This is a genomic window from Streptomyces sp. NPDC055955, assembly GCF_042270245.1.
Lineage (GTDB): Bacteria > Actinomycetota > Actinomycetes > Streptomycetales > Streptomycetaceae > Streptomyces.
In genome coordinates this window covers 319,472-345,934 of the sequence record NZ_JBHJYS010000001.1, presented here as the reverse complement: position 1 = coordinate 345,934, position 26,463 = coordinate 319,472, and the positions used below count along the sequence as shown (strand labels likewise).

General features: G+C 71.6%; 22 protein-coding genes. 17 read left to right on the top strand and 5 right to left on the bottom strand.

The window, feature by feature from the left end; all coding sequences use genetic code 11:
* Nucleotides 1-3: 3 nt before the first annotated feature.
* From ACFC96_RS01380 to ACFC96_RS01365, 4 genes are read right to left on the bottom strand one after another with little or no spacing between them, the layout of a single operon-like run.
* On the bottom strand, nt 4-864 hold the full coding sequence (locus ACFC96_RS01380) for a 2Fe-2S iron-sulfur cluster-binding protein (protein ID WP_376251547.1): 861 nt from the start codon (nt 862-864) through the stop codon (nt 4-6).
* Nucleotides 861-2,765: an NAD(P)H-dependent oxidoreductase subunit E gene (locus ACFC96_RS01375; protein ID WP_376609494.1), complete on the bottom strand. Its 1,905-nt coding sequence runs from the start codon at nt 2,763-2,765 to the stop codon at nt 861-863. The genes ACFC96_RS01380 and ACFC96_RS01375 overlap by 4 nt, the downstream gene beginning before the upstream one ends.
* 8 nt (nt 2,766-2,773) lie before the next feature.
* Nucleotides 2,774-4,714 carry a molybdopterin oxidoreductase family protein gene (locus ACFC96_RS01370; protein WP_376251550.1) on the bottom strand — a complete coding sequence of 647 codons (1,941 nt, stop codon included), beginning with the start codon at nt 4,712-4,714 and terminating at the stop codon, nt 2,774-2,776.
* Entirely contained in the window at nt 4,711-5,688 is a 978-nt protein-coding gene (locus ACFC96_RS01365) for a 2-dehydropantoate 2-reductase (protein ID WP_376251551.1), read from the bottom strand. Before ACFC96_RS01365 ends, ACFC96_RS01370 begins: the two co-directional genes overlap by 4 nt.
* 191 nt (nt 5,689-5,879) lie before the next feature.
* Here ACFC96_RS01365 and ACFC96_RS01360 point away from each other — a divergent pair, with 191 nt between their 5' ends.
* The 4 genes from ACFC96_RS01360 to ACFC96_RS01345 all read left to right on the top strand — a co-directional run bounded on the left by ACFC96_RS01360 (nt 5,880) and on the right by ACFC96_RS01345 (nt 9,222).
* Nucleotides 5,880-7,217 (top strand): OFA family MFS transporter, encoded by a 1,338-nt coding sequence (locus tag ACFC96_RS01360; RefSeq protein ID WP_376609492.1) that lies wholly within the window; start codon nt 5,880-5,882, stop codon nt 7,215-7,217.
* The gene (locus ACFC96_RS01355; RefSeq protein WP_376251554.1) at nt 7,183-7,320 is read left to right on the top strand and encodes a hypothetical protein; all 138 of its coding nucleotides are present in this window, start codon (nt 7,183-7,185) and stop codon (nt 7,318-7,320) included. The genes ACFC96_RS01360 and ACFC96_RS01355 overlap by 35 nt, the downstream gene beginning before the upstream one ends.
* A 145-nt stretch (nt 7,321-7,465) precedes the next feature.
* Entirely contained in the window at nt 7,466-8,413 is a 948-nt protein-coding gene (locus ACFC96_RS01350) for a beta-ketoacyl-ACP synthase III (RefSeq protein WP_376251556.1), read from the top strand.
* Between the two features lie 131 nt (nt 8,414-8,544).
* A complete protein-coding gene (locus ACFC96_RS01345) occupies nt 8,545-9,222 on the top strand; it encodes a GntR family transcriptional regulator (protein WP_376251557.1) in 678 nt (225 codons plus the stop codon).
* A gap of 69 nt (nt 9,223-9,291) precedes the next feature.
* Here the strand turns inward: ACFC96_RS01345 and ACFC96_RS01340 are convergent, their stop codons facing one another.
* Entirely contained in the window at nt 9,292-10,536 is a 1,245-nt protein-coding gene (locus ACFC96_RS01340; RefSeq protein ID WP_376609490.1) for a low temperature requirement protein A, read from the bottom strand.
* Nucleotides 10,537-10,745: 209 nt separating this feature from the next.
* Here ACFC96_RS01340 and ACFC96_RS01335 point away from each other — a divergent pair, with 209 nt between their 5' ends.
* From ACFC96_RS01335 to ACFC96_RS01275, 13 genes are all read left to right on the top strand, one after another.
* Complete coding sequence (locus tag ACFC96_RS01335; protein ID WP_376251561.1) at nt 10,746-11,927, top strand: ROK family protein; 1,182 nt, start codon at nt 10,746-10,748, stop codon at nt 11,925-11,927.
* A gap of 98 nt (nt 11,928-12,025) precedes the next feature.
* The gene (locus ACFC96_RS01330; protein WP_376609488.1) at nt 12,026-13,534 is read left to right on the top strand and encodes a sugar ABC transporter ATP-binding protein; all 1,509 of its coding nucleotides are present in this window, start codon (nt 12,026-12,028) and stop codon (nt 13,532-13,534) included.
* Between the two features lie 76 nt (nt 13,535-13,610).
* Nucleotides 13,611-14,621, top strand: coding sequence for an ABC transporter permease (locus ACFC96_RS01325; RefSeq protein WP_376251564.1), 1,011 nt, complete (start codon nt 13,611-13,613; stop codon nt 14,619-14,621).
* A 20-nt stretch (nt 14,622-14,641) separates the two neighbouring features.
* Nucleotides 14,642-15,685 carry a substrate-binding domain-containing protein gene (locus ACFC96_RS01320; protein WP_376251566.1) on the top strand — a complete coding sequence of 348 codons (1,044 nt, stop codon included), beginning with the start codon at nt 14,642-14,644 and terminating at the stop codon, nt 15,683-15,685.
* Between the two features lie 55 nt (nt 15,686-15,740).
* The gene (locus ACFC96_RS01315; RefSeq protein ID WP_376609486.1) at nt 15,741-16,943 is read left to right on the top strand and encodes a Gfo/Idh/MocA family protein; all 1,203 of its coding nucleotides are present in this window, start codon (nt 15,741-15,743) and stop codon (nt 16,941-16,943) included.
* Nucleotides 16,944-16,956: 13 nt separating this feature from the next.
* On the top strand, nt 16,957-17,961 hold the full coding sequence (locus ACFC96_RS01310; RefSeq protein WP_116507835.1) for a sugar phosphate isomerase/epimerase: 1,005 nt from the start codon (nt 16,957-16,959) through the stop codon (nt 17,959-17,961).
* 215 nt (nt 17,962-18,176) lie between these two features.
* Nucleotides 18,177-20,633 carry a PQQ-dependent sugar dehydrogenase gene (locus tag ACFC96_RS01305; RefSeq protein WP_376609484.1) on the top strand — a complete coding sequence of 819 codons (2,457 nt, stop codon included), beginning with the start codon at nt 18,177-18,179 and terminating at the stop codon, nt 20,631-20,633.
* A gap of 15 nt (nt 20,634-20,648) precedes the next feature.
* Nucleotides 20,649-22,007 (top strand): ThuA domain-containing protein, encoded by a 1,359-nt coding sequence (locus tag ACFC96_RS01300; protein WP_376251571.1) that lies wholly within the window; start codon nt 20,649-20,651, stop codon nt 22,005-22,007.
* A gap of 95 nt (nt 22,008-22,102) precedes the next feature.
* On the top strand, nt 22,103-23,221 hold the full coding sequence (locus tag ACFC96_RS01295; RefSeq protein WP_376609482.1) for an inositol-3-phosphate synthase: 1,119 nt from the start codon (nt 22,103-22,105) through the stop codon (nt 23,219-23,221).
* Nucleotides 23,218-24,126 carry an SCO3242 family prenyltransferase gene (locus ACFC96_RS01290; protein WP_376609480.1) on the top strand — a complete coding sequence of 303 codons (909 nt, stop codon included), beginning with the start codon at nt 23,218-23,220 and terminating at the stop codon, nt 24,124-24,126. The genes ACFC96_RS01295 and ACFC96_RS01290 overlap by 4 nt, the downstream gene beginning before the upstream one ends.
* Nucleotides 24,123-24,974 (top strand): sugar phosphate isomerase/epimerase family protein, encoded by an 852-nt coding sequence (locus ACFC96_RS01285; protein ID WP_376251576.1) that lies wholly within the window; start codon nt 24,123-24,125, stop codon nt 24,972-24,974. Before ACFC96_RS01290 ends, ACFC96_RS01285 begins: the two co-directional genes overlap by 4 nt.
* Nucleotides 24,971-25,612 (top strand): EboA domain-containing protein, encoded by a 642-nt coding sequence (locus ACFC96_RS01280; protein WP_376251578.1) that lies wholly within the window; start codon nt 24,971-24,973, stop codon nt 25,610-25,612. Before ACFC96_RS01285 ends, ACFC96_RS01280 begins: the two co-directional genes overlap by 4 nt.
* Nucleotides 25,612-26,460 (top strand): TatD family hydrolase, encoded by an 849-nt coding sequence (locus ACFC96_RS01275; protein WP_376251579.1) that lies wholly within the window; start codon nt 25,612-25,614, stop codon nt 26,458-26,460. The genes ACFC96_RS01280 and ACFC96_RS01275 overlap by 1 nt, the downstream gene beginning before the upstream one ends.
* Nucleotides 26,461-26,463 lie beyond the last annotated feature (3 nt).

Here is a 26,463-nt window from a genome sequence, read left to right as displayed (position 1 = left end):
CGATCAGTCCCGGTTCTGTACGTGCTGATAGCCGAAGCGGCCCTTGATGCAGAGGTTGCCGTGGGTCACCGGGTTGTCGTGCGGCGAGGTGACCTTGACGATCTCATTGTCCTGCACATGGAGAGTGAGGTTGCAGCCCACTCCGCAGTACGCGCACACCGTCGTCGTCCGCGTCTGCTCCGCCTCGTTCCAGGTCCCCGCCGCCCGCATGTCGAACTCCGACTTGAAGGACAGCGCGCCCGTCGGGCACACCTCGACGCAGTTGCCGCAGTACACGCACGCCGAGTCCGTCAGCGGCGCGTCGTGCTCCACGGCGATCCTGGCGTCGAAGCCGCGCCCCACGACCGAGATGGCGAACGTGTTCTGCCACTGGTCGCCGCACGCGTCGACGCACTTGTAGCAGAGGATGCACTTGTCGTAGTCCCGGACGTACAGCTCGTTGTCGACGCGCGGCTCCTCGTCCACCCGCGCCGCGTCCGGTCCGAACCGGTCGGGCTTCGCCTCGTACTCCTTGATCCACTCGGCGGCGCGCGGAGTCGTCGACAGGTTCACGGACGAGGCGAGCAGTTCGAGGACGACCTTGCGGCTGTGCCGGGCCCGCTCCGTGTCCGTGCGCACCTCCATCCCCGCCTCGGCCCTGCGTGAGCAAGCCGGGGCGAGGGTGCGGGCGCCCTCGACCTCGACGACACAGACCCGGCACGCGTTCTTCGGTGTGAGGGTGTCGCCCTGGCACAGCGTGGGGATGTCCTTGCCCGCGGCCCGGCAGGCGTCCAGGATCGTCGACCCCTCGGGCACCCGCGCCTCCTGCCCGTCCAGCGTGAACTCGACGAGGCGGCGCGGCACTCCCAGCGGTATGGCGGTCATTCGTACGCCCCCAGGCGGTCGATGGCGGATTCCACGGCGTTCCACGCGGTCTGCCCCAGACCGCAGATCGAGGCGTCCCGCATGGCCCGCCCCACCTCCCTGAGCAGCGCGATGTCGCCGGCGGCCGCCGCGCCCGTCCGCTCGGCGATCCGGTGCAGCGCCTCCTCCTGCCGCACCGTGCCCACCCGGCACGGCACGCACTGCCCGCACGACTCGTCCCGGAAGAACTCGGCGATGCGGAGCAGGATGCGCGGCAGCGGCACGGTGTCGTCGAGGGCGAGGACGACGCCCGAGCCGAGGGTCGCGCCGGCCGCGCGCGTCCCCTCGAACGTGAGCGGGATGTCCATCTCGTCGGCGCGCACGAAGCCGCCCGCGGCGCCGCCGAGCAGCACGGCCCGCAGGTTCTCGGACGTCCCCGCGAGGGCGAGCAGTTCGCCGAGTGTCGCGCCGAACGGCAGCTCGTAGACACCGGGCCGCTCGACGCTCCCGGACACGCAGAACAGCTTCGGCCCGGTCGACTTCCGCGTCCCGATCGCCGCGTACGCCTCGGCGCCCATGGTCAGGATCGGCAGCACGTTCACGAGCGTCTCGACGTTGTTCTCGGCCGTCGGCTTGCCGAACAGGCCCTTCTCCACGGGGAAGGGCGGCTTGGAGCGCGGCTCGCCGCGGTAGCCCTCGATGGAGTTGAAGAGCGCGGTCTCCTCGCCGCAGATGTAGGCGCCCGCGCCCCGCCGGATCTCGATGTCGAAGGCGTAGCCCTGACCGAGCACGTCGTCGCCGAGGAGCCCGCGGGCGCGCGCCTGCTCGATCGCGTTGCCCAACAGGCCCAGCGCGCGCGGGTACTCACCGCGCAGATACAGGTACCCCTGGTGGGCGCCGACCGCGTACCCGGCGATCGTCATGGCCTCGATGAGGGAGTACGGATCCCCTTCCATCAGGACCCGGTCCTTGAAGGTGCCGGGCTCGGACTCGTCGGCGTTGCACACCAGATAGTGCGGATGGTCGGGCTGCGAGGCGGTGGCCTTCCACTTCACGCCGGTGGGGAAGGCCGCCCCGCCGCGGCCGACGAGGCCCGCGTCGGTCACCTCACGGATCACCCCGGCCGGCCCGAGCTCGAACGCCCGGCGCAGGGCGGTGTATCCGCCGTGGGACCGGTAGTCGTCGAGCGAGGCGGGGTCCACGACGCCGACGCGGCCCAGCAGAGTGAGTCCGGGCTGCCCGGCCTGCGGGACGGCGAGCGAGGCGGGCGGTTCGGGCTCGGCGGCCTCGGGGGCGGTGGCGGCGAGGACGGCGGCTTCGGGGGTGGCGGGGGCTATGACGGCGGTCGTATGCGGCTTCTCAGCCCCGCCGGCCTGTGAGGGACGGGGGTCCGGAGGCGGGCCCCCGGGGCCCGCCGCGGGCGAACCCGCCCGCACCACCAGCGCGGCCGGAGCCCGCTCGCACAGCCCCAGACAAGGGCTCCGCTCGACCGAGACCCCGCTGCCGGGCCCCAGCCGCCCCTCCACCCCCGCGCAGAGCCCGGCGGAGCCGGCCGCCGCGCACGCCACGTCCGTGCACACGTGCAGCACGGTCGCCGGGCGCGGTCTCACCGAGAACATCGAGTAGAACGTCGCCACCCCGTACGCCTCCGCCGGCGGCACCGTCAGCCGCCGGCACAGGTAGTCGAGGGCACCCTCGCTGATCCAGCCGACCCGGTCGTTGACCGCGTGCAGCCCCGGCAACAGCAGGTCCCGCCGCTCCCGCGCCGCACGTCCGCCGCGCGCCCAGCGCAGATCCGCGTCCGAACGGACCGCCGAGTCGCCGAAGGGCGTCTCCCACGCCGACCCGGGCGGCCCGAGCAGCGCGTCCACCGCCTCGCGTTCCTCGTCGGTGGGCTTGCTGTCACCGAAGTGCAGATCCATGTCCGGTCTCAGCTCCTCACGGCCGCGACGGGCAGCTTCTCGATACGGATCGCCGACGCCTTGAACTCCGCCGTCCCCGCGATCGGGCAGTTCGCCTCGATCGTCAGCTGGTTGGTGTCCACCTCGTCGGGAAAGTGCATGGTCATGAAGGCGAGACCGGGCCGCAGCGCCGGGTCGATCCACACGGGCGCCACCACGACACCGCGCCGCGACGACACCCGCACCTCCTCGCCCACCACGACGCCGTACCGCTCCGCGTCCTCCGGGCACAGCTCGACGTACTCGCCGCGCCGCAGCGGAGAGGCGTAACCCCCGCTCTGGACACCGGTGTTGTACGAGTCGAGACGCCGGCCCGTCGTCAGGCGGATCGGGAACGACTCGTCCGTCAGGTCCACGGGCGGGTCGTGCGCGACGAGACCGAAGGGCGCCGCGGGACCGCGCAGCGCCGGGTCCGACTCCCACAGCCGCCCGTGCAGGAAGCTCGACGGCAGGACCTCCAGGTCGGGGCACGGCCACTGAAGGCCCTGGTGCTCCTCCAGGCGGTCGTACGTCATGCCGAAGTGGTCCGGCGACAGGGCGCGCAGCTCGTTCCACACGGCCTCGGAGTCGGCGAACTTCCAGTCGTGGCCGAGGCGCGCGGCGACCTCGCAGATGATGTCGATGTCCTCGCGGGCCTCGCCGGGCGGGGTGAGCGCCGCGCGCACCCGCTGCACCCGCCGTTCGCTGTTGGTCGTCGTGCCGTCCGTCTCCGCCCACGCGGCCGTCGCGGGCAGCACGACGTCGGCCATCTCGGCCGTCCTCGTCAGGAAGATGTCCTGCACGACCAGGTGGTCGAGGGCCGCGAGACGGCGTATCGCCTGCTCGCTGTCGGCCTCGGACTGGGCGGGGTTCTCGCCGATGCAGTACACGGCGCGCAGCTCGCCGTGCTCCATCGCCTCGAACATGTCGGTGAGCGTCATCCCGTACCGCGGCTGGATCTGCGTGCCCCACGCCCGCTCGAACTTGACGCGGTGCGCGGCGTCGAGGATGTCCTGGAAGCCGGGCAGCCGGTTGGGGATGGCGCCCATGTCGCCGCCGCCCTGGACGTTGTTCTGCCCGCGCAGGGGCTGGACGCCGGAGCCGTAGCGGCCGACGTGCCCGGTGAGCAGCGACAGATTGATCAACGCCCGCACGTTGTCCGTGCCGTTGTGGTGCTCCGTGATGCCGAGGGTCCAGCACAGCTGGGCGCGCTCGGCGGTGGCGTAGGCGTGCGCGAGGTCGCGGACGGCGGCGGCGGGGACGCCCGTGACCTTCTCGGCGAGGGAGAGGGTCCACGGCTCGACCAGCTCGGCGTACTCGTCGAAGCCGGTCGTGGCCCGCTCGATGAACGCCTTGTTGTGCAGGCCCGCGTGGATGATCTCGCGCCCGACGGCGTGGGCGAGCGGGATGTCCGTGCCGACGTTCAGTCCGAGCCAGCTCTCCGCCCACTCGGCGGTCGACGTGCGGCGCGGATCGACGGCGTACATCCGCGCCCCGTTCCTGATCCCCTTCAGGACGTGCTGGAAGAAGATCGGGTGCGCGAAGCGGGCGTTGGAACCCCACATCACGACGAGGTCGGTGTGCTCGACCTCCTCGTACGAGGAGGTGCCGCCGCCCGAGCCGAACGCCGCGGACAGGCCCGCGACGCTCGGGGCGTGACAGGTGCGGTTGCACGAGTCGACGTTGTTCGTGCCCATCACGACGCGTGTGAACTTCTGCGCCACGTAGTTCATCTCGTTCGTGGCGCGCGCGCAGGACAGCATCGCGAACGCGTCCGGGCCGTGCGCCTCCTTGGCGCGCCGGAACCCGTCCGCCGCCCTGGCGAGCGCCTCGTCCCAGGTGGCGCGGCGGAACGGCTCGTCGCGTGAGTCCCGGACGAGGGGATGGGTGAGGCGGGTGTACGTCCTGGGGGTGCGGTCCCGCTTCTTCATGCCGCGCTCCTCATGCGGTCGGCGAGCAGATCCGAGATGGCGTGGACGGTGCGGAGCGTCGGGACCGGGACGCCGGTGATCTCCGCGAGTTCCACGACGGCCGCGAGCAGCACGTCGAGTTCGAGCGGTTTGCCGCGCTCCAGGTCCTGGAGTGTGGAGGTGCGGTGGTCGCCGACGCGTTCGGCCCCGGCCAGGCGCCGTTCGACGGAGATGTCGGGCCGGCAGCCCAGCGCCCCGGCGACGGCGAGCGTCTCGGTCATCATGATCTCGATGACCCGGCGCGTGCCGCCGTGCAGGCACATCTGCCGCATGGTCGCCCGGGACAGCGCGCTGATCGGGTTGAACGAGATGTTGCCGAGCAGCTTGATCCAGATGTCGCCGCGCAGCTCGGGCTCGACCGGGCACTTGAGGCCCCCGGCCTGCATCGCCCGGCTGAAGGCGAGGCACCGGTCCGACACCGAGCGGTCGGGCTCCCCGATGGAGAACCTGGTTCCTTCGAGGTGGCGTACGACGCCGGGGCCTTCGAGCTCCGTCGCGGCGTAGACGACGCAGCCGATGGCCCGCTCGGGCGCGAGCACCGCACTGACCGCGCCGCCCGGGTCCACACTCTCGACGCGCTGCCCGTCGTGCGGGCCGCCGTGCCGGTGGAAGTACCACCAGGGGATGCCGTTCTGGGCCGCGATCACGGCCGTCGAGCTGTGCAGCAGTGGCTCGATGAGCGGCCCGCACGCCGCGTACGAGTTGGCCTTGAGGCCGAGGAAGACGTAGTCGACCGGGCCGATCCCCGAGGGGTCGTCGGTCGCGTGGGTCCGGGCGGTGAAGTCACCGCGGGGGCTGCGTACTTGGACGCCGTGCTGCCTCATGGCCGCGAGGTGCGGTCCACGGGCTACGAGATGCACGTCGGCGCCGGCGCGATGCAGCGCGGCTCCGACGTAGGCGCCGATCGCACCGGCGCCGAGGACTGCGACTTTCACGATGGCGAGCTCCGTTCGGTCGAGGGCTCCTGCTCTCACGGGAGGAGAGTGCGGAGGACCGTCGGACTGTCGATGGAATATTGTCTACAGTATGGAAGATGGGCCGACAAGAGGTGGCGCATCGCATACCGTGTACGGATTCCGGTGTGTGCTCTTCCCAACTCCCCTACGGCTCCCTAACGTTCGGGATCATGAGGCCCCCCGTCGCGCCAACCGGCTGGAGCCGCTGGCTCGTTCCGCCCGCCGCTCTGTCCGTCCATCTCTCCATCGGCCAGGCCTACGCCTGGAGCGTCTTCAAGCCCCCGCTCGAGTCCGCCATGCACCTCAGCGGCACCGAGAGCGCCCTTCCCTTCCAGCTCGGCATCGTGATGCTCGGCCTCTCCGCGGCCTTCGGCGGCACGCTCGTCGAGCGCAACGGCCCGCGCTGGGCGATGACCGTCGCCCTCGTCTGCTTCTCCTCCGGCTTCCTGCTCTCCGCCCTCGGCGCCGCCACCGGGCAGTTCTGGCTGATCGTCTTCGGCTACGGCTTCGTCGGCGGGATCGGGCTCGGCATCGGCTACATCTCGCCCGTGTCGACCCTGATCAAGTGGTTCCCCGACCGGCCCGGCATGGCCACCGGCATCGCGATCATGGGCTTCGGCGGCGGCGCGCTGATCGCCTCGCCGTGGTCCGCGCAGATGCTGGAGTCCTTCGGCGCCGACTCCTCGGGCATCGCCCTCGCCTTCCTCGTGCACGGACTCGCGTACGCCGTGTTCATGTCGCTCGGGGTGCTGCTCGTACGGGTGCCCCGTACCGAGGGGGCGCCCAGGCCCGGGGTGCCCGCACCGCTCGAAGGGGTGCAGGTCTCGGCCCGCAGTGCCGTGCGCACCCCCCAGTTCTGGTGCCTGTGGCTCGTGCTCTGCATGAACGTGACGGCGGGCATCGGCATCCTGGAGAAGGCCGCACCGATGATCACGGACTTCTTCAAGGACAGCGGCACCCCCGTCAGCGTCTCCGCGGCCGCGGGCTTCGTCGCGCTCCTGTCGGCGGCGAACATGGCGGGCCGCATCGGCTGGTCCTCCGCCTCCGACCTGGTCGGACGCAAGAACGTCTACCGCCTCTACCTGGGCGTGGGCGCCGTCATGTACCTGCTGATTGCCCGCTTCGGCGACTCCTCCAAGCCCCTGTTCATCGGCTGCGCGCTGGTGATCCTCTCCTTCTACGGCGGCGGCTTCGCCACCGTCCCCGCGTACCTCAAGGACCTCTTCGGCACCTACCAGGTCGGCGCGATCCACGGCCGGCTGCTCACCGCGTGGTCCACCGCCGGAGTGCTCGGCCCGCTGATCGTCAACTGGGTCGCCGACAGCCAGGAAGGGGCCGGCAAGCACGGCCAGGACCTCTACGGCGTGTCCTTCACGATCATGATCGGCCTGCTCGTCGTCGGGTTCGTCGCCAATGAACTGATCCGTCCCGTCCATGCCCGCCACCACGTCCCCGCCCCGAGGGAGGCCGCCGATGACGCAGCCGCAGAGCGCCGTCAGTCCGCCTAGCCGCCGCGTGCTCACCCTGTTCGCCTGGCTGTGGGTCGGGGTGCCGCTCGTGTACGGCCTGTACGAACTCGTCCAGAAGGCGAGGCAGCTCTTCACGGGGTAGGCCGGGGCGGACCCCAAACGCCGCAGGGTGATGTGGGGCACCCTCCAACCGGGGCGCCCCAATCCTGTCGCTTTACGTGCCCTCGTACCGGTGAGTCGCTCACCAGACTGGTGGATCCGCATCTCGAACACGAGGGGGACCACCCATGACCGGTTCGCGCATCACCGCCGTAGGCCACTACCAGCCCGCCAAGGTCCTCACCAACGAGGACCTGGCGGCCATGGTGGACACCGACGACGCATGGATCCGCAGCCGCGTGGGCATCCGCACCCGTCATGTCGCGGGTCCCGACGAGCCGGTCGACGAGCTGGCCGCGCACGCCGCGGCGAAGGCCCTCGCGGCGGCGGGGCTGACCCCCGCCGACATCGACCTCGTCGTGGTCGCCACCTCCACCGCCGTCGACCGCTCGCCGAACATGGCCGCACGCGTCGCGCACCGCATCGGGGTGCCCTCGCCGGCCGCGCTCGACGTCAACGTGGTGTGCGCGGGCTTCACGCACGCGCTCGCCACCGCCGACCACGCCCTGCGGGCGGGCGCCGCGACGCGCGCCCTGGTGATCGGCGCCGACAAGATGTCCGCCGTCACCGACTGGACGGACCGCACGACCTGCGTCCTCGTCGGCGACGGCGCGGGCGCCGTCGTGGTCGAGGCCTGCCCGCCCGGCGACGAGCCGGGCATCGGGCCCGTCCTGTGGGGTTCCGTGCCCGAGATGGGCAACGCCGTGCGCATCGAGGGCGAGCCGGCGCGCTTCGCGCAGGAGGGCCAGAGCGTCTACCGCTGGGCGACGCAGCAGCTGCCGCCGCTGGCCCGCGCGGCGTGCGAGCGGGCCGGGTACACGCCCGCGGATCTGGCCGCCGTCGTCCTGCACCAGGCGAACCTGCGGATCATCGAACCGCTCGCCGAGAAGATCGGCGCGGTGAACGCCGTCGTCGCGCGTGACGTCGTCGACTCGGGCAACACATCCGCCGCCAGCGTCCCGCTCGCCTTCTCCAAGCTCGTCGAGCGCGGCGAGATCCGCAGCGGCCAGCCGGTGCTGCTCTTCGGATTCGGCGGCAACCTCTCCTACGCGGGCCAGGTCGTCCACTGCCCCTGAGCAGGCGTGATTTCGCGGCGTTCAGGCGTGTGACGAGCCCAACTCCCGCCCCTACTGGCCATTGTGCTCGGTAGACTGTAGACGAAAGCCAATTCATACTGGCTACTCCGTTGCACAGGAGGGGGACCGCGATGTTGTCCACAGGACTGCCGCAGGGGGCGGTGCCCAAGCTCGAGCGCCCCGGACCGCTGCGCGAGCGGGTCTACGAGGCGCTGCTCGAACTGATCACGACCCGCGCACTCCAGCCCGGCCAGCACCTGGTCGAGAGCGAACTGGCCGGGCACCTCGGGGTGTCGAGGCAACCCGTGCGCGAGGCGCTCCAGCGGCTCAACACGGAGGGCTGGGTCGATCTCCGTCCCGCGCAGGGCGCCTTCGTGCACGAGCCGACCGAGGACGAGGCGGACCAGCTCCTCACGGTCCGTACGCTCCTGGAGGCCGAGGCGGCCCGCCTTGCCGCGGCGAACGCCGGCAAACCCGGGATCACCGCTCTCGAAGAGCTGTGCGCCAGGGGCGAGCAGGCCGTCGCCGACGGCGACGTCGAGCTCGTCGTCGCCACGAACGCCGCCTTCCACGCCAAGGTCATGGAACTCGCGGGGAACGTCGTCCTGGGCGAGCTCGCCGGACAGGTCGACCGCCGCGTGCGCTGGTACTACCAGCCGGTGGCCCGCCAGCGCGGCAAGCAGTCCTGGATCGAGCACCGCGAGCTGATCGCGGCGATCGCGCAGCGGGACGAGGCACGTGCGACGGCGGTCATGCGGGCGCACACCGAGCACACCCGCGAGACGTACCACCGGCGCGACCAGGCGTAAGGTCGCCCAGCCCGCGGATCAGGGTCGGGGCGCGCCCCTGAAAGGGGCGCGGGACCGCTGCGCACGCGGCTACGCCGCGTGGGCGCGACCAGCCGCGGGCGACCCGTCACCCGCCGAACGCCCCGACAGGCCCCGCGCCTCCGCTGCCAGCATCGCCACCAGGATCACGACGAGCGCGAGGAGTTCCGCCACGGCGGCCACCTGCGTCCCGAGCAGCGCCGCGGCGAGCACCACCGGCACGGCCGCCGCCCTGAAGGCCAGCGGGGAGAGCAGCATCGCGGTCCTGAACGCGACATCGCCGGCCAGGAACAGCGCGACACCGCCCGCGAGCGCGAGCGCGGGCCCGGTGTGCAGCTGCTCACCGAGGTGCCCGAGCGACTTCTTCACGCCCGCCGCGAGGAACGCGACGCCGAGCAGCATCGGCAGGAAGGCGTAGTAGTACGCGTTCATCGCGAGGCGGAACCTCCGCGCCGGCGACGTCGTCCGGAATGTCTCCTCGGCCGCGCCCTCGTCCCGTACGAAGTACGTCCACCACAGCGCGACCGCGACCGCCAGCGCCAGGAACGCGCCCCCGAACAGGCCCACCGTCAGCGGCTGGTCGCCGATGCCGATGCCGATCGCGATGACGGACTCGCCGAACGCGATGATCAGGAGCAGGCCGTGACGCTCCACGAAGTGCCCCGGCTCCAGTCCGCCGAGCTGGCCCCTGAGGTCGTCCGTCGTGCGCCCGCCCCGCCGGCGGGGGCCGATCTGGGCGAGGAACGGCGTCACGATCTGGAGCACGATCGCGAGCACCCACCACGCGTCGGCGGCGAGCCCGTGGAAGAACCCGGCCGTCGTCACGGCGAGCGCGGCCAGCGCGTTCGGCACCGCGTACCAGATCACGTCACGGCCGTGGCTGCGCGTGTACAGCGCGCTGTGCACCACGACCACGAGCAGGAACCCGAGGCCGAAGACCACGCCGCCGTCGGTGAAGGCGCGCGGGATGGCGAGCGCGCACACGAGGAACGCGCCCATCCCGACGATGAGCAGCAGCCGGCGTGAGGGCCGGTCGGGCGGCACCTGGTTGGTGAGGTAGGCGTAGGCGCCGTACATCCAGAACAGCACGACGAAGACGAGGACGACCCGCCCCGCCGTGGCGAACGACAGGTCGTGCGCCAGCAGCACGGTGATCTGGGTCAGGGTGAAGACGAAGACGAGGTCGAAGAAGAGCTCCAGCGTGCTGACCCGCAGTTCCGCGGCGGGTTGAGCCTCGCCCCGCGCGGTGGGCCGTTCCTCGCCGTGCCCCGCCGGCGCGCGCGTGCCCTGCGTCATTCCAACCCCCTTGTGACGAGCACCAGTTGTGCGAGCGACAGGGTACGCGGGTCCTCCCTCCCGCCCCTTTGTCCTGTCACTGGAGAAAGTCATGGGTAATTGCTGCGCAACTTCTTCCCACTCCCGGCAAGCACTGCTACGTTCCCTTCGAAAGCTCGAAGACGGGACGACAGGCGGCCCGGTGAGGCGGTGAGGGGCACGTGAGACGCATGACGGCTCGACCCGCGAACGCGCACCAGGCGCGTCTGCTGCGTCTGCTGCGTGACGGCGGACCCAACTCCCGTGCCCAGCTGGGCGATCAGATCGACCTCTCGCGGTCGAAGCTGGCCGTCGAGGTGGACCGGCTCCTGGAGACCGGCCTCGTCGTGGCCGACGGACTCGCCGCCTCGCGTGGCGGGCGCCGCTCCCACAACATCCGGCTCGCCCCCGAACTGCGTTTTCTCGGCGTCGACATCGGCGCGACCTCGGTCGACGTCGCCGTCACCAACGCCGAACTGGAGGTCCTCGGGCACATCAACCAGCCCCTGGACGTCCGTGAGGGACCGGTCGCCGTCTTCGAGCAAGTGCTCGCGATGGCGGCCAAGTTGAGGGCCTCCGGGCTCGCGGAGGGATTCGACGGAGCCGGCATCGGCGTCCCCGGACCCGTCCGGTTCCCCGAGGGTGTGCCGGTCGCGCCGCCGATCATGCCGGGCTGGGACGGGTTCCCCGTCCGCGAGGCCCTCAGCCAGGAACTCGGCTGCCCGGTCATGGTCGACAACGACGTGAACCTGATGGCGATGGGGGAGCAGCACGCGGGCGTCGCCCGCTCCGCGCGCGACTTCCTCTGCGTCAAGATCGGCACGGGCATCGGCTGCGGCATCGTCGTCGGCGGAGAGGTCTACCGCGGCACGACGGGCAGCGCCGGCGACATCGGACACATCCAGGTCGAGCCCGACGGACGCCCGTGCGCCTGCGGAAACAAGGGCTGCCTGGAGGCCTACTTCAGCGGCGCGGCACTCGCCCGCGACGCCGAGGAGGCCGCCCGCGAGGGCCGTTCCGGCGAACTGGCGGCCCTGCTCGAAGGGGCCGGGAAACTCAGCGCCGCCGACGTGGCCGTCGCGGCCGCCGCCGGGGACGCCACCGCACTCGATCTCATCCGCGAGGGCGGCAACCGCACCGGGCAGGTCATCGCCTCACTCGTCAGTTTCTTCAATCCGGGCCTCGTGGTGATCGGGGGTGGCGTCACCGGCCTCGGCCACACGCTGCTCGCCGCCCTGCGTACCCAGGTCTACCGCCAGTCGCTGCCCCTGGCGACCGGCAACCTCCCCATCGTCCTGGGCGAGCTCGGCCCCACCGCCGGAGTCATCGGCGCGGCCCGCCTGATCAGCGACCACCTGTTCTCACCGGCGTAACACCGTCCGGCGTAACACCGCACGCGATCACCACACCAGTACGGCGTTCAGCTCCGCCCTGCCCTGACACCGGCCCGCATCCGCCGAGGGGATCACTCATGGCACCGGAACCACCCCTGCTCACCATGTCCGGCATCACCAAGTCGTTCCCCGGCGTCCGCGCCCTCGACGGCGTGGACCTGGAGGTCCTGGCCGGTGAGGTGCACTGCCTCCTCGGCCAGAACGGCGCGGGGAAGTCCACCCTCATCAAGGTCCTCGCCGGCGCCCACCAGCCCGACGACGGCACGATCACCTGGCGCGGCGAGCACACGGTGCTCAAGTCGCCCATCGCCGCGATGCGCCTCGGCATCGCCACCATCTACCAGGAACTCGACCTGGTGGAGGGGCTGTCCGTCGCCGAGAACGTCTACCTCGGACACGAGCCGACCTCCGCCGGATTCGTGGTCCGCGGACGCGACGCCCGCACCACGACGTCCGCGCTCCTCAAGCGCCTCGGGCACGGCGAGATCGATCCGGGCACACTGGTCGGCGACCTCTCGGCGGCCCAGCAGCAGATCGTGTCCATGGCCCGCGCGCTCTCCCACGACGTCCGTCTCATCGTCATGGACGAACCCTCGGCAGCCCTCGACCCGGACGAGGTCGACAACCTCTTCCGCATCGTCGACTCCCTCACCGCCGACGGTGTCGCCGTCGTCTACATCTCGCACCGCCTGGAGGAGATCCGCCGGATCGGCGACCGCGTCACCGTCCTCAAGGACGGCCGGGCGGTCGCGGGCGGACTGCCCGCGAGGGAGACGCCGACCCGCGACGTGGTCGCCCTCATGACCGGACGCAACGTCGAGTACGTGTTCCCCGAGCGACCCACCGGACCTGTGCTCGCGGAACCCGTGCTCACCGTCAGGAACCTCTCCCGGCAGGGCGAGTTCGCGCCGCTCGACCTGGAGCTTCGGCCCGGCGAGATCGTCGGCCTCGCGGGCCTCGTCGGCTCGGGACGCTCGGAGATCCTGGAGACGATCTACGGCGCGCGCAAGGCCAGTACCGGACAAGTCGTCGTCGACGGACGGGTGTTGCGGCCCGGCAGCGTCCGCGCCGCCGTCCGCGCCGGACTCGGCCTCGCCCCCGAGGAGCGCAAGGCGCAAGCCCTCCTCATGCTGGAGTCCGTCACCCGCAACGTCTCGGTCTCCTCCATGTCCCGTTTCTCGTACGGAGGCTGGCTCGACCGCGGCAAGGAACTCGACGCCGCGCGGGCCGCGACCCGTGAGCTGTCCCTGCGCCCCGACAACCCCTCCGCGCCGGTGCGCACCCTCTCCGGCGGCAACCAGCAAAAGGCCGTGCTGGCCCGCTGGCTCCTGCGCGGCTGCCGTGTCCTCCTCCTCGACGAGCCGACCCGGGGCGTGGACGTCGGCGCCCGTGCCGAGCTCTACGCCGTCATCCGCCGCCTCGCCGACGACGGCCTCGCGGTCCTCATGGTCTCCAGCGAGGTCCCCGAGGTTCTCGGCCTCGCGGACCGGGTCCTGGTGCTGAGGGAGGGCGCGGTGGTCCACGAGTCCCCGGCGGCGGACCTGGACGAACACAGGGTCCTGGACCTGGTACTGGCGGGGGCATGAGGCCTCTCGTCAGGGGCGCGGGGAACTGCGCACACGCTCGCCACAACCGACCCGCACCCGAAGGGAGCCCGGCACCATGACCCAGCCCGCATCCCCCGCCCGGCCCGCCACCCCGAAGACCACGCCCGCCGGCCCCCGCCCGAGAGGGTTCCGCCCGGACGTGCGGACCCTCTCCCTGGTGGGCGTGCTCGCCGCACTGGTCCTGATCGGCGGCATCACCCAGCCCGACTCGTTCCTCGACACGAACAACGTGCAGCTGATCCTCACGCAGGCGTCCGTCATCGGTGTCGTCACCGTCGGCATGACCTTCGTGATCATCTCCGGCGGCATCGACCTGTCGGTCGGCGCGATCGTCGCCCTCGCGAGCGTCTGGGCGACCACCGTCGCCACACAGGACTACGGCTTCGCCGGAATCCTGTTCACCGCCGTCGTCGTGGGCGTCGGCTGCGGGCTGGTCAACGGGCTGCTGATCGCGTACGGCGGCATGGTCCCCTTCATCGCCACCCTCGCGATGCTCGCGTCGGGCCGCGGTCTCGCCCTCCAGATCACCGACGGCAAGACGCAGACCGTGTCCGTGGACAGCGTCCTCAAGCTCGGCGAGCGCGACGCCTACATCCTCGGCATCCCGCCGCTGGTCCTCGTCTTCGCCGCCGTCACGGTCATCGGCTGGCTGGTACTGAACCGTACGACGTTCGGCCGCCGCTCCGTCGCCGTCGGCGGCAACGCCGAGGCCGCGCGGCTCGCCGGCATCGACGTACGCCGCCAGCGCCTCTACCTCTACCTCCTGTCGGGCCTGTGCTGCGGCATCGCGGCCTTCCTCCTGATCGTCCTCGCCGGTTCCGGACAGAACACCAACGGCAACCTCTACGAACTCGACGCCATCGCCGCCGCGATCATCGGCGGCACCCTGCTGACCGGCGGCCGGGGCACCATCACCGGCTCCGTGCTCGGCGTACTGATCTTCACCACGATCACCAACATCTTCGCGCTCAACAATCTGCAGAGCGACGTCCAGCAGATCGCCAAGGGGGCGATCATCGTCGCCGCGGTCCTGGTCCAGCGACGCACCTCCACCACCAGTTCCTGACCCGGGAAGGGCCCACCGACATGCCAGAGACCACCAGCCGCAGAGGACTGCTCTTCGGGGCGGCAGCCGCCGTCACCACGGGCGGACTGCTCACCGCCTGCACGAGCAACGAGCCCAAGGACGCGAAGCCGGCGGCGAACGACAAGCCCGCCGCGGACGACAAGCCGGGCAAGCACGTCACCATCGGGTTCGCGGGACCGCAGGCCGACCACGGCTGGCTGAACGCGATCAACGACAACGCCACGGAACGCGCCAAGAAGTATGCGGACGTCACTCTGGAGGCGACCGAGGGCTCGAACGACACCGCCGCGCAGATCGGGCAGGTGGAGACCCTCATCAACAAGAAGGTCGACGTCCTGGTGATCCTGCCGGCCGACGGCAAGGCCCTCACCCAGGTCGGCCTGAAGGCGATGCGCGCCGGGATCCCCGTCGTCAACCTCGACCGGATCTTCAACACCCCGCAGGCGTACCGCTGCTGGATCGGCGGCGACAACTACGGCATGGGCCTGAGCGCCGGCAACTACATCGGCGAGCAGCTCAAGGACAAGAAGAACGCCAAGGTCGTCGAGCTCGCGGGCCTCGACAACCTGGAGCTCACCAAGCAGCGCACCCAGGGCTTCGACGACGCCCTGAAGAACTACCCGAACATCAAGAAGGTGGCCCGCCAGGCCGCCGAGTTCACCGTCGAGTCGGGCCAGTCGAAGATGTCGCAGCTCCTCCAGGCGCAGAAGAACTTCGACGCCGTGTGGAACCACGACGACGACCAGGGTGTCGGCGCCCTGCGCGCCATCAAGCAGGCGGGCCGCGACGACTTCCTGATGGTCGGCGGAGCCGGAGCGCTCTCCGCCATGCAGGCCATCGAGGCCGGCAACAGCGTTCTCAAGGCGACGGTCCTCTACCCGCCGACCATGGCCGCCTCCGCGATCGACCTCGCGCGCGCCCTCGGCCAGGGCAAGGGCGTCAGCGGCATGGCCGAGTTCGAGATCCCGGCCCACGTGACGCTCTTCTCGGCCGTCGTCGACAAGGACAACGTCGCCCAGTACATGCCGACCGGCTTCAAGTGATGGATGCCCCCACAGAGCATCTCGCGGGACCGGCGTCGACGAGGAGGACTACTGCATGGGCACGACTCAGGAGCCCGGGGACGGACCGCGCCCCCTGGGTGTCGGCATGGTCGGCTACGCCTTCATGGGCGCCGCCCACTCCCAGGGCTGGCGCACCGTGGGCCGCGTCTTCGACCTGCCGCTGCGACCGGTCCTCGCGGCCGTCTGCGGCCGGGACGGGCAGGCCGTCCGGGCCGCGGCGGACCGGCTCGGCTGGGCCGCGGCCGAGACGGACTGGCGGGCGCTGATCGCGCGGGACGACGTCGACGTCGTCGACATCTGCACCCCGGGCGACAGCCATGCGGAGATCGCCGTCGCGGCCCTGGAGGCGGGTAAGCACGTGCTGTGCGAGAAGCCGCTCGCCAACACGGTGGACGAGGCCGAGGCGATGGTGGAGGCGGCCGAACGGGCCCGTGGACGCGGTCAGTTGGCGATGACCGGCTTCAACTACCGGCGCGTCCCCGCCACCGCGCTCGCCCGCCGCATGGTCGAGGAGGGCCGCCTCGGCGCCCTGCGCCACGTCCGCGTCTCCTACCTCCAGGACTGGCTCGTCGACCCCGACTTCCCGCTCACCTGGCGGCTGAAGAAGGAGTACGCGGGCTCGGGCGCCCTCGGCGACCTCGGCGCGCACGCCGTCGACCTCGCGCAGTACCTCGCGGGGGAGCCCCTCGTCGGGGTCTCCGCGCTCACCGAGACGTTCGTACGGGAACGGCCGGTCCTGGAGGGGGCGTCGGCCGGGCTCGCGGCGGGCGGCGGCGGGAGCGGGCGCGGGCCCGTGACGGTGGACGACGCGGCGCTCTTCACGGCCCGCTTCGCCTCCGGGGCGCTCGGCTCCTTCGAGGCGACCCGCTTCGCCACCGGCCGCAAGAACGCCCTGCGCATCGAACTCAACGGCGAGAAGGGCTCGTTGGCCTTCGACCTGGAACGGCTCAACGAGCTCTCGTTCCACGACCACACCGAACCGGGAGTCACCGCCGGCTTCCGCCGCATCCTCGTCACCGAGCCCGACCACCCCTACCTGGAGGCCTGGTGGCCGCCGGGCCACGGCCTCGGCTACGAGCACACCTTCGTGCACCAGGCCCGCGACCTGGTCCGTGCCGTCGCGGCCGGGCGACAGCCCGAACCGTCCTTCGCCGAGGGGCTGCGCGTGCAGCGCGTGCTCGCCGCCGTGGAGGAGAGCGCGCTGAAGAACTCCGTCTACACCCCCATCCCGGTCTGAGGAGGCACGGCTCATGCCACGCCAGTTCACCCTGTTCACCGGACAGTGGGCCGACCTGCCGCTCGAAGAGGTGTGCAGGCTGGCCCGCGACTTCGGCTACGACGGCCTCGAACTCGCCTGCTGGGGCGACCACTTCGAGGTCGACAAGGCCCTCGCGGACCCCGGCTACCTCGACTCGCGCCGCGCCCTGCTCGACAAGTACGGCCTCAAGTGCTGGGCGATCTCCAACCACCTGGTGGGGCAGGCGGTGTGCGACGCGATCATCGACGAGCGCCACCGGGCGATCCTGCCGGCCCGCATCTGGGGCGACGGCGAGGCCGAGGGCGTACGACGGCGGGCCGCGGCCGAGATGGAGGACACCGCGCGGGCCGCGGCGGCCTTCGGCGTCGACACCGTCATCGGCTTCACCGGCTCGTCCATCTGGCATCTGGTCGCCATGTTCCCGCCCGCGCCCGAGTCGATGATCGAGCGCGGCTACCAGGACTTCGCCGACCGCTGGAACCCCATCCTCGACGTCTTCGACGAGAACGGCGTCCTGTTCGCGCACGAGGTCCACCCCTCGGAGATCGCGTACGACTACTGGACCACGCAGCGCGCCCTCGACGCCGTCGACCACCGGGCCGCCTTCGGCCTGAACTTCGACCCCAGCCACTTCGTGTGGCAGGACCTCGACCCGGTCGGCTTCCTGTGGGACTTCCGCGACCGGATCTACCACGTCGACTGCAAGGAGGCCCGGCGCCGCCTGGACGGCCGCAACGGCCGCCTCGGCTCGCACCTGCCCTGGGGCGACCCGCGCCGTGGCTGGGACTTCGTCTCCGCGGGCCACGGCGACGTGCCCTGGGAGGACGTCTTCCGGATGCTGCGCTCCATCGACTACGAGGGGCCCGTCTCGGTGGAGTGGGAGGACGCCGGGATGGACCGGCTCCAGGGCGCCCCGGAGGCGCTCAAGCACCTCAAGGCCTTCGACTTCGAGCCGCCCACGGCGTCCTTCGACGCGGCCTTCGGCGGCTCCGACTGACAGTCCGTCGGCCACGTTTGTCCTGCCCGGAGAGAAAGTCGACTCCTTTGCTGTGCAAGGGCTTTCCGTTCCGGACAAACGTGGCTACGGTCCAATGTTGTACAGGACATGCACAGTTCCGGGGTGACGGCGCACCCCGGCGTACCGAACGCACCCGCAGAGCGCATGCGCGACACGCCCCCGTCCGTACGCACGCCCTTTTCCGGAGGAACTCCGTGCACAGGAAACGCCCGAGATTCCGCAAGGCACTCGCACTCCTCACCGGCTCACTTCTCGCCGGATCCTCACTCGCGATCGGCGCCCCGCACGCCGGTGCGGCGCCCGCCCCCGCCGCCGCGGTCGCCGCCGCGGAGGACTTCCAGCAGGTCACCCTCGCCAAGGGCGCCGAAGAGGTCGGCGAGCCCATGTCGCTCGCCGTCCTGCCGGACCGCAAGGTCCTGCACACCTCGCGCGACGGCGTCCTGCGCCTGACCGACGAGAACGGCACCACCAAGGTCGCCGGCAAGCTCGACGTCTACTCCCACGACGAAGAGGGCCTGCAGGGCGTCGGCGTCGACCCGAAGTTCAGCGACAACCACTTCATCTACCTCTACTACGCGCCGCCGCTCGACACGCCCGCGGGCGACGCCCCGAACGACGGCACGGCCGCGGACTTCAAGCCCTTCGACGGCTACAACCAGCTCTCGCGCTTCGTGCTCAACGCGGACGGCACGCTCGACAACGCCAGCGAGAAGAAGATCCTGGAGATCCCCACCTCGCGCGGCATCTGCTGCCACGTGGGCGGAGACATCGACTTCGACAAGGACGGCAACCTCTACCTGTCGACGGGCGACGACTCCAACCCCTTCTCCTCCGACGGCTACACGCCGATCGACGAGCAGCCCACCCGCAACCCGGCCTACGACGCCCGGCGTTCGGCGGGCAACACCAACGACCTGCGCGGCAAGGTCCTGCGCATCAAGGTCAACGACGACGCCACGTACTCCATACCCGACGGCAACCTCTTCGCCCCGGGCACGGCCAAAACACGCCCCGAGATCTACGCGATGGGCTTCCGCAACCCGTTCCGGATCAGCGTCGACAAGCCGACCGGCATCGTCTACGTCGGTGACTACGGACCCGACGCCGGCACCGCCGACCCGAAGCGCGGACCCGCGGGCCAGGTCGAGTTCAACCGCATCACCAAGGCCGGCAACTTCGGCTGGCCGTACTGCACCGGCGACAACGACGCGTACATCGACTACGACTTCGCCACCAAGACGTCCGGCGCCGCCTTCGACTGCGCCGCGCCGAAGAACACCTCGCCCCACAACACGGGCCTCGTCGACCTGCCGCCCGCCCAGCCGGCCTGGATCCCCTACGACGGCGGCTCCGTGCCCGAGTTCGGCACCGGCTCCGAGTCACCGATGGGCGGCCCGGTCTACCGCTACGACGCGGCGAACACCTCGCCCGTGAAGTTCCCCGAGGCCTACGACGGCGACTTCTTCGCCGGTGAGTTCGGCCGGCAGTGGATCAAGCGGATCGAGCAGGACGGCGACGGCAAGGTCACCTCGATCAACCCGTTCCCGTGGACCGGCACGCAGGTGATGGACATGGCCTTCGGGCCGGACGGCGCACTGTACGTCCTGGACTACGGCCTGTCCTGGTTCGGCGGCGACGAGAACTCCGGCCTCTACCGCATCGAGAACGCCACCGACGGCCACTCGCCCGTCGTCGACGCCAAGGTCGACAAGACCTCGGGCCAGGCCCCGCTGAAGGCCCGCTTCACCTCGACCGCGACCGACGCCGACAGCGACGCGCTGACGTACTCCTGGAACTTCGGCGACGGCACCAGCGGCACGGGCGCCGCGCCCAGCCACACGTACAAGAAGAACGGCACGTACACCGCGACCGTCACCGCCAAGGACGCGACGGGCCGCACCGGCAGCGCCGACGCCCACATCGTCGTCGGCAACACCGCGCCCACGGTGACCCTCGAACTCCCCGCGGACGGACAGCTGTTCACCTTCGGTGACGAGGTGCCCTTCAAGGTGAAGGTCACCGACCCCGAGGACGGCACGATCGACTGCTCCAAGGTCAAGGTCACGCACATCCTCGGCCACGACAGCCATGGCCACCCGATCACCTCGGCCAACGGCTGCTCCGGCACCATCAAGACCTCCGCGGACAGCGAGCACGACCCGAACGCCAACATCTTCGGGGTCTTCGACGCCGAGTACACCGACAAGGGCGCGAACGGCCAGCCCGCGCTGACCACCCACGACCAGAACGTCACGCAGCAGAAGCACCGTCAGGCCGAGCACTACGGCGACTCCAAGGGAGTCAGCATCGTCGCCCACACCCCGGCCGAGGGCGGCAAGACCGTCGGTGACATCAACAACGGCGACTGGATCTCGTTCAAGCCGTACGTCCTGAGCAACGTCAAGTCGTTCACGGCGAGCGTCGCGTCCGCCGGCAAGGGCGGCACGCTGGAGATCCGCAGCGGCTCCGCCACCGGACGCCTCCTCGGCAGCGCCAAGGTCGAACCCACCGGGTCCTGGGAGACGTACAAGGACGTCACCGGCACCATCAGCAAGGCGCCCGCCAAGACCACGACGCTCTTCCTGGTCTTCAAGGGAGCGGGCACCGACGCCCTCTTCGACGTGGACGACTTCACCTTCACCACCGGCTGAGGAAGGAGCAGGACTGTGCGCACCTCCACCCGTATCGCGCTCGCGGCCTCCGCGGCCGCCCTGCTCATCGGCTGTGTCTCCGCTCCCGCGTCCTCCTCACCGGGGGACGCGGGGGCGGGGGGCCGGGTCCTGGTCTTCTCCAAGACCGCGGGCTTCCGCCACGACTCGATCCCCGACGGGATCGCCGCCGTGCAGGACCTGGGCGCCGCCCACGGCTTCGCCGTCGACGCCACCGAGGACGCCGGCGCCTTCACCGACGCCAACCTGCGCCGCTACGACGCCGTCGTCTTCCTCTCCACCACCGGTGACGTGCTCGGCGCCGACCAGCAGAAGGCCTTCGAGCACTACATCGCGAAGGGCGGCGGCTACGTCGGCGTCCACGCGGCCGCCGACACCGAGTACGACTGGCCGTTCTACGGCGGCCTCGCCGGCGCCTACTTCCAGAACCACCCGGCGATCCAGCCCGCCACGGTCAAGGTCGAGGACCGGGGCAACCCGGCCACCGCCCACCTCGCCCCGACGTGGAACCGCACCGACGAGTGGTACAACTACCGCACCAACCCGCGCGAGCACGCCCACGTCCTCGCCTCGCTCGACGAGTCCTCGTACACCGGCGGCACCATGGCGGGCGACCACCCCATCTCCTGGTGCCAGAACTACCGGGGCGGCCGCTCCTTCTACACCGGGGCGGGCCACACCAAGGAGTCGTACGCCGACCCGGCGTTCCGGCAGCATCTGCTCGGCGGGATCCGCTGGGCGAGCGGTGCCGCGCAGGCCGACTGCCGGCCCGAGAGCGGCTACACGTCCCTGTTCGACGGGACCGCCGAGTCGCTCAAGGACTGGAAGCAGGCCGGCCCCGGCTCCTTCGAGCTCTCGGACGACGGCACGCTCACCTCGGCCGGCGGCATGGGAATGCTCTGGTACGCGGGCCGCTCGCTCGGCTCGTACTCCCTGAAGCTCGACTGGAAGATGGCCGGGGACGACAACTCCGGTGTCTTCGTGGGCTTCCCGGCGTCCGACGACCCCTGGTCGGCCGTGAACAACGGCTACGAGGTCCAGATCGACGCGACCGACGCACCCGACCGCACCACCGGGTCCGTCTACAGCTTCCAGTCCGCCGACGTGAAGAAGCGCGACCGCGCGCTGAACCCACCGGGGGAGTGGAACACGTACGAGATCCGGGTCGAGGGCGAACACCTGCGGATCTGGCTCAACGGCGTGAAGGTCAACGACTTCACCAACACCGACCCCGCCCGGAGCCTGCGCGACGGGTACGTCGGGATCCAGAACCACGGCAACGACGACCAGGTGTCCTTCCGTGACATCCGGGTCAAGGACCTGCCCGCGAAGCCGGGCGCCGGGTCCGGCCACTAGACGACGGCGGGCGGGGGACGCCGGACCCCCGCCCGCCGTCCCGCACCACCACCGCAACTCCGGCTCCAGGTTCGCGTACGACAAGGAGGCTGCCCATGTCCGCCGAACCCACGTCCCCCACCGCCCGCTTCGGAGTCTGGCTCATCGGGGCCCGTGGCTCCGTCGCCACGACCGCGGTCGCGGGCTGCGCCGCCGTCGGCGCGGGTCTGCACCCCCCGACCGGCATGGTCACCGAGACCGAACCCTTCGCGGGCACCGGTCTGCCAACGTTGTCGTCGCTCGTCTTCGGCGGGCACGACACGGTCGACTGTCCGCTGCCCAAACGCGCCGAACACCTCGCCGCCGGAGGCGTCCTGCCGCACGGCCTGCCGGCCGCGGTCGGTGCCGAACTCGCCGCCGCCGACCGGGAGATACGTCCGGGGGGCCCCCAGCCGGGAGACTCCCGCTCCGACGACGAACTCATCGCCGGCTTCGCCGCCGACATCCGTGACTTCGTCGACCGCGGCGGCCTCGCCGGCGCCGTCGTCGTGAACGTGGCGTCCACGGAACCCGCCCCCGACAGCAGCCGGCTGCCCGCCAGCTCCCTGTACGCCGCGGCCGCCCTGCGCGCCGGCTGCCCGTACGTCAACTTCACCCCCTCCACCGGCCTGCGCCACCCCGCGCTCGCCGATCTCGCCGCCACCAGCGGCCTGCCCCACGCCGGGCGCGACGGCAAGACCGGCCAGACCCTCCTGCGGTCCGTTCTCGCGCCGATGTTCCTCCAGCGCTCCCTGTCCGTGCGGGCCTGGTCCGGCACGAACCTTCTCGGCGGCGGCGACGGCGCCGCGCTCGCCGACCCCGGAGCCGCCGCGGCGAAGAACGCGGGCAAGGAGCGCGTCCTCGCCGACGCGCTCGGCGCCGCGCCCGAGGGCGAGGTCCACATCGACGACGTGCCCGCGCTCGGCGACTGGAAGACGGCCTGGGACCACATCGCCTTCGACGGGTTCCTCGGCTCCCGCATGATCCTCCAGACGATCTGGCAGGGGTGCGACTCGGCGCTCGCCGCCCCCCTCGTCCTCGACCTGGCCCGGCTTCTCCTGCGCGCCCGCGAGAAGGGTGTCGAGGGGCCCCTGCCCGAACTCGGCTTCTACTTCAAGGACCCCGACGGCGACGCGTCCCCCGCGCTCGCCGAGCAGTACGCGACCCTGGTCGGTTTCGCGGGAAGCCTGCGGTGACCGGCCGCGCGCAGCACCTGCGGGCCTGGGCCGAACTCCTGCGTCTGCCCGCCCTGTTCACGGTCCCCGGCGACGCGCTCGCGGGCGCGTCCGCGGTGGGCCTGCGCCCCGGCCGGGGCACCTTCCTCGCCATCGGGTCGTCCCTGTGCCTCTACGAGGCGGGGATGGCCCTCAACGACTGGGCGGACCGCGCCGAGGACGCCGTGGACCGCCCGCACCGCCCGCTGCCGTCAGGGCGAATCCGCCCCGCAGCGGCCCTCGCGGCAGCGGGCGGCCTCACCGCCGCGGGTCTGGCCCTCGCGACCCGGGCGGGCCGACCCGCCGCGCTGGCCGCGGGCGCGCTCGCGGCAACGGTATGGGCGTACGACCTGGGCCTGAAGAGGACACCGGCGGGACCCGTGGCGATGGCGGCGGCGAGAGGGCTCGACGTGCTGCTGGGAGCGGCGGCGGCCTCGGGCCGTCTGCATCGCGCGGCGGTGCCCGCGGCCACGACGCTGGCCGCCCACACCCTCGCCGTCACCGCTGTGTCCCGCAACGAGACGCAGGGCGGCGACGTCAAAGCCCCCCTCGGCGCGCTCGCCGCGACCCTCGCGCTGACCCGGATCACCGGGCGCGCCCCACGACTCCCGGCAGGCCGGCGGGTAGCAGCCGCCCCCGGCCTGTCGGGGACCACCGCCGCCGCTCTGGCCGCCGCGTACGCGGCCACCGCGGCCCGCCCCTACTTCCACGCCGCGCTCAACCCCTCGCCGCCCCTGACCCAGCGGGCGGTGGGCGGCGGCATCCGCGCCATGATCCCCCTCCAGGCCGCCCTCGCGGCCAGAGCCGGCGCCCCCAGGACCGCCCTGATCACCGCCGCCCTCGCGCCCCTCGCGCAGCGCATCGCACCGAAGGTGAGCGTCACATGACCATCCGCTGGGGATACGGCACGAACGGCCTGACCGACCTCCGCCTGGAGGACGCCCTCGCGGTCCTCGCCGACCTGGGCTACGACGGTGTCGGCCTCACCCTCGACCACATGCATCTGGACCCCCTGGTCCCCGACCTGCCCACCCGCACCCGGCAGGTGGCCCGCGTCCTCGACCGGCACGGACTGAGCGTCACCGTCGAGACGGGCGCCCGCTACGTCCTCGACCCCCGCCGCAAGCACGGTCCCTCGCTCCTCGACCCCGACCCGGACGCGAGGTCCGCCCGCACCCGGCTGCTCATCAGGGCCGTGCAGGTCGCCGCCGACCTCGGCGCCCACGCCGTGCACTGCTTCAGCGGCATCACCCCGGACGGCACGGACGACGGCACCGCGTGGAAGCGGCTCGCCGACGCGCTCGCCCCCGTCCTCGACGCGGCCTCCGCCGCCGGTGTCCCGCTGGCCATCGAGCCCGAGCCCGGCCACCTCCTGGCCACACTCGCCGACTTCCACTACCTCCGCGAGGAGTTCGGCGGTCCCGAAGCGCTCGGCCTCACCCTGGACATCGGCCACTGCCAGTGCCTGGAGCCGCTGTCGCCCGCCGAGTGCGTGCGCGAGGCCGCTCCCTGGCTGAAGCACGTACAGATCGAGGACATGCGACGGGGCGTCCACGAACACCTCCCGTTCGGCGACGGCGAGATCGACTTCCCGCCGGTGCTCGAAGCCCTCGACGCCACGGGCTACCAGGGACTGACGGTCGTGGAACTTCCCCGCCACTCCCACGCGGGACCCCAACTCGCCGAGGAATCGCTGCGGTTCCTGCGCGCCGCCGCCGAAGGAGGCACCCCATGACCGGCCGGCCCCCCGGCATCGCGGCCCTCCGCGCCCGCACCGACGCCTGCCTCGGCGAGACGGCCCGCACGTGGCTCGACCAGGCCGCGGCGGAGGCCGCCGCGGATGACGGGGGCAGGCAACAGGCGGACGCCACATGGGAGGTGCGGTTCGCCGAAGCCGGGCGCCGCTGCGGATCCGAGCACGCCGACGACGCCCGCATCGTCCTCCTGCACGCGGCCCGCGCCGACACCGCCACCCTCACCCGCCTCTACGAGCAGGGCGCCGCCGCCGAACGCCGCGCCGTCCTCGCGGCCCTTCCCCACCTCGTCGCGGGACCCGAGGCGCTGCCTCTCGTCGAGGACGCGCTGCGCACGAACGACACCCGGCTCGTCGCCGCGGCCGTCGGCCCCTACGCCGCCGAGCACCTCACCGCGCACCACTGGCGGCACGCCGTCCTGAAGTGCCTGTTCACCGGCGTGCCGGTGTCCGCCGTCGCCGAGCTCGCCGAGCGCGCCCGCGGCGACGCCGAACTCGCCCGCATGCTCGGCGACTACGCGAACGAGCGCACCGCAGCGGGCCGTCCGGTCCCCGACGACCTGCACCGCGTACTGGCCCTGACCACGCCGCCGCCTCCCCACAAGGCCGAGGAGTCCTGATGCGCATCTTCGACCCACATATCCACATGACGTCGCGCACCACCGACGACTACGAGGCCATGTACGCCGCGGGCGTCCGGGCGATCGTCGAACCGTCCTTCTGGCTCGGCCAGCCCCGCACCTCGCCCGCCTCGTTCTTCGACTACTTCGACGCACTCCTCGGCTGGGAGCCCTTCCGCGCCGCGCAGTACGGGATCGCCCACCACTGCACGCTCGCCCTCAACCCCAAGGAGGCGAACGACCCGCGCTGCACCCCCGTGCTCGACGCGCTGCCCCGCTATCTCGTCAAGGACAACGTCGTCGCCGTCGGCGAGATCGGCTACGACTCCATGACCCCCGCCGAGGACACCGCGCTCGCCGCCCAGCTCCAGCTCGCCGCCGACCACGAACTCCCCGCGCTCGTGCACACCCCGCACCGCGACAAGCTCGCCGGACTGCGCCGCACCCTGGACGTCGTACGCGAGTCGGACCTGCCGCTCGACCGGGTCCTGATCGACCACCTCAACGAGACCACGGTGAAGGAGGCCAAGGACGCGGGCTGCTGGCTCGGGTTCTCCGTCTATCCCGACACCAAGATGGACGAGGAGCGGATGGTCGCGATCCTCACCGAGTACGGACCCGAGCGGGTCCTCGTCAACTCGGCCGCCGACTGGGGCAGGAGCGACCCCCTCAAGACCCGCACGGTCGCCGAAGCGATGCTGAAGGCAGGCTTCACGGAGGACGACGTCGACCGGGTCCTGTGGCGCAACCCCGTCGCGTTCTACGGGCTCAGCGGCCGGCTCGACCTCGACGTCGCGGGGACCGACGCCACCCACGAGGGGAACTCCATCCTGCGCGGCGGGGCGTGAGCG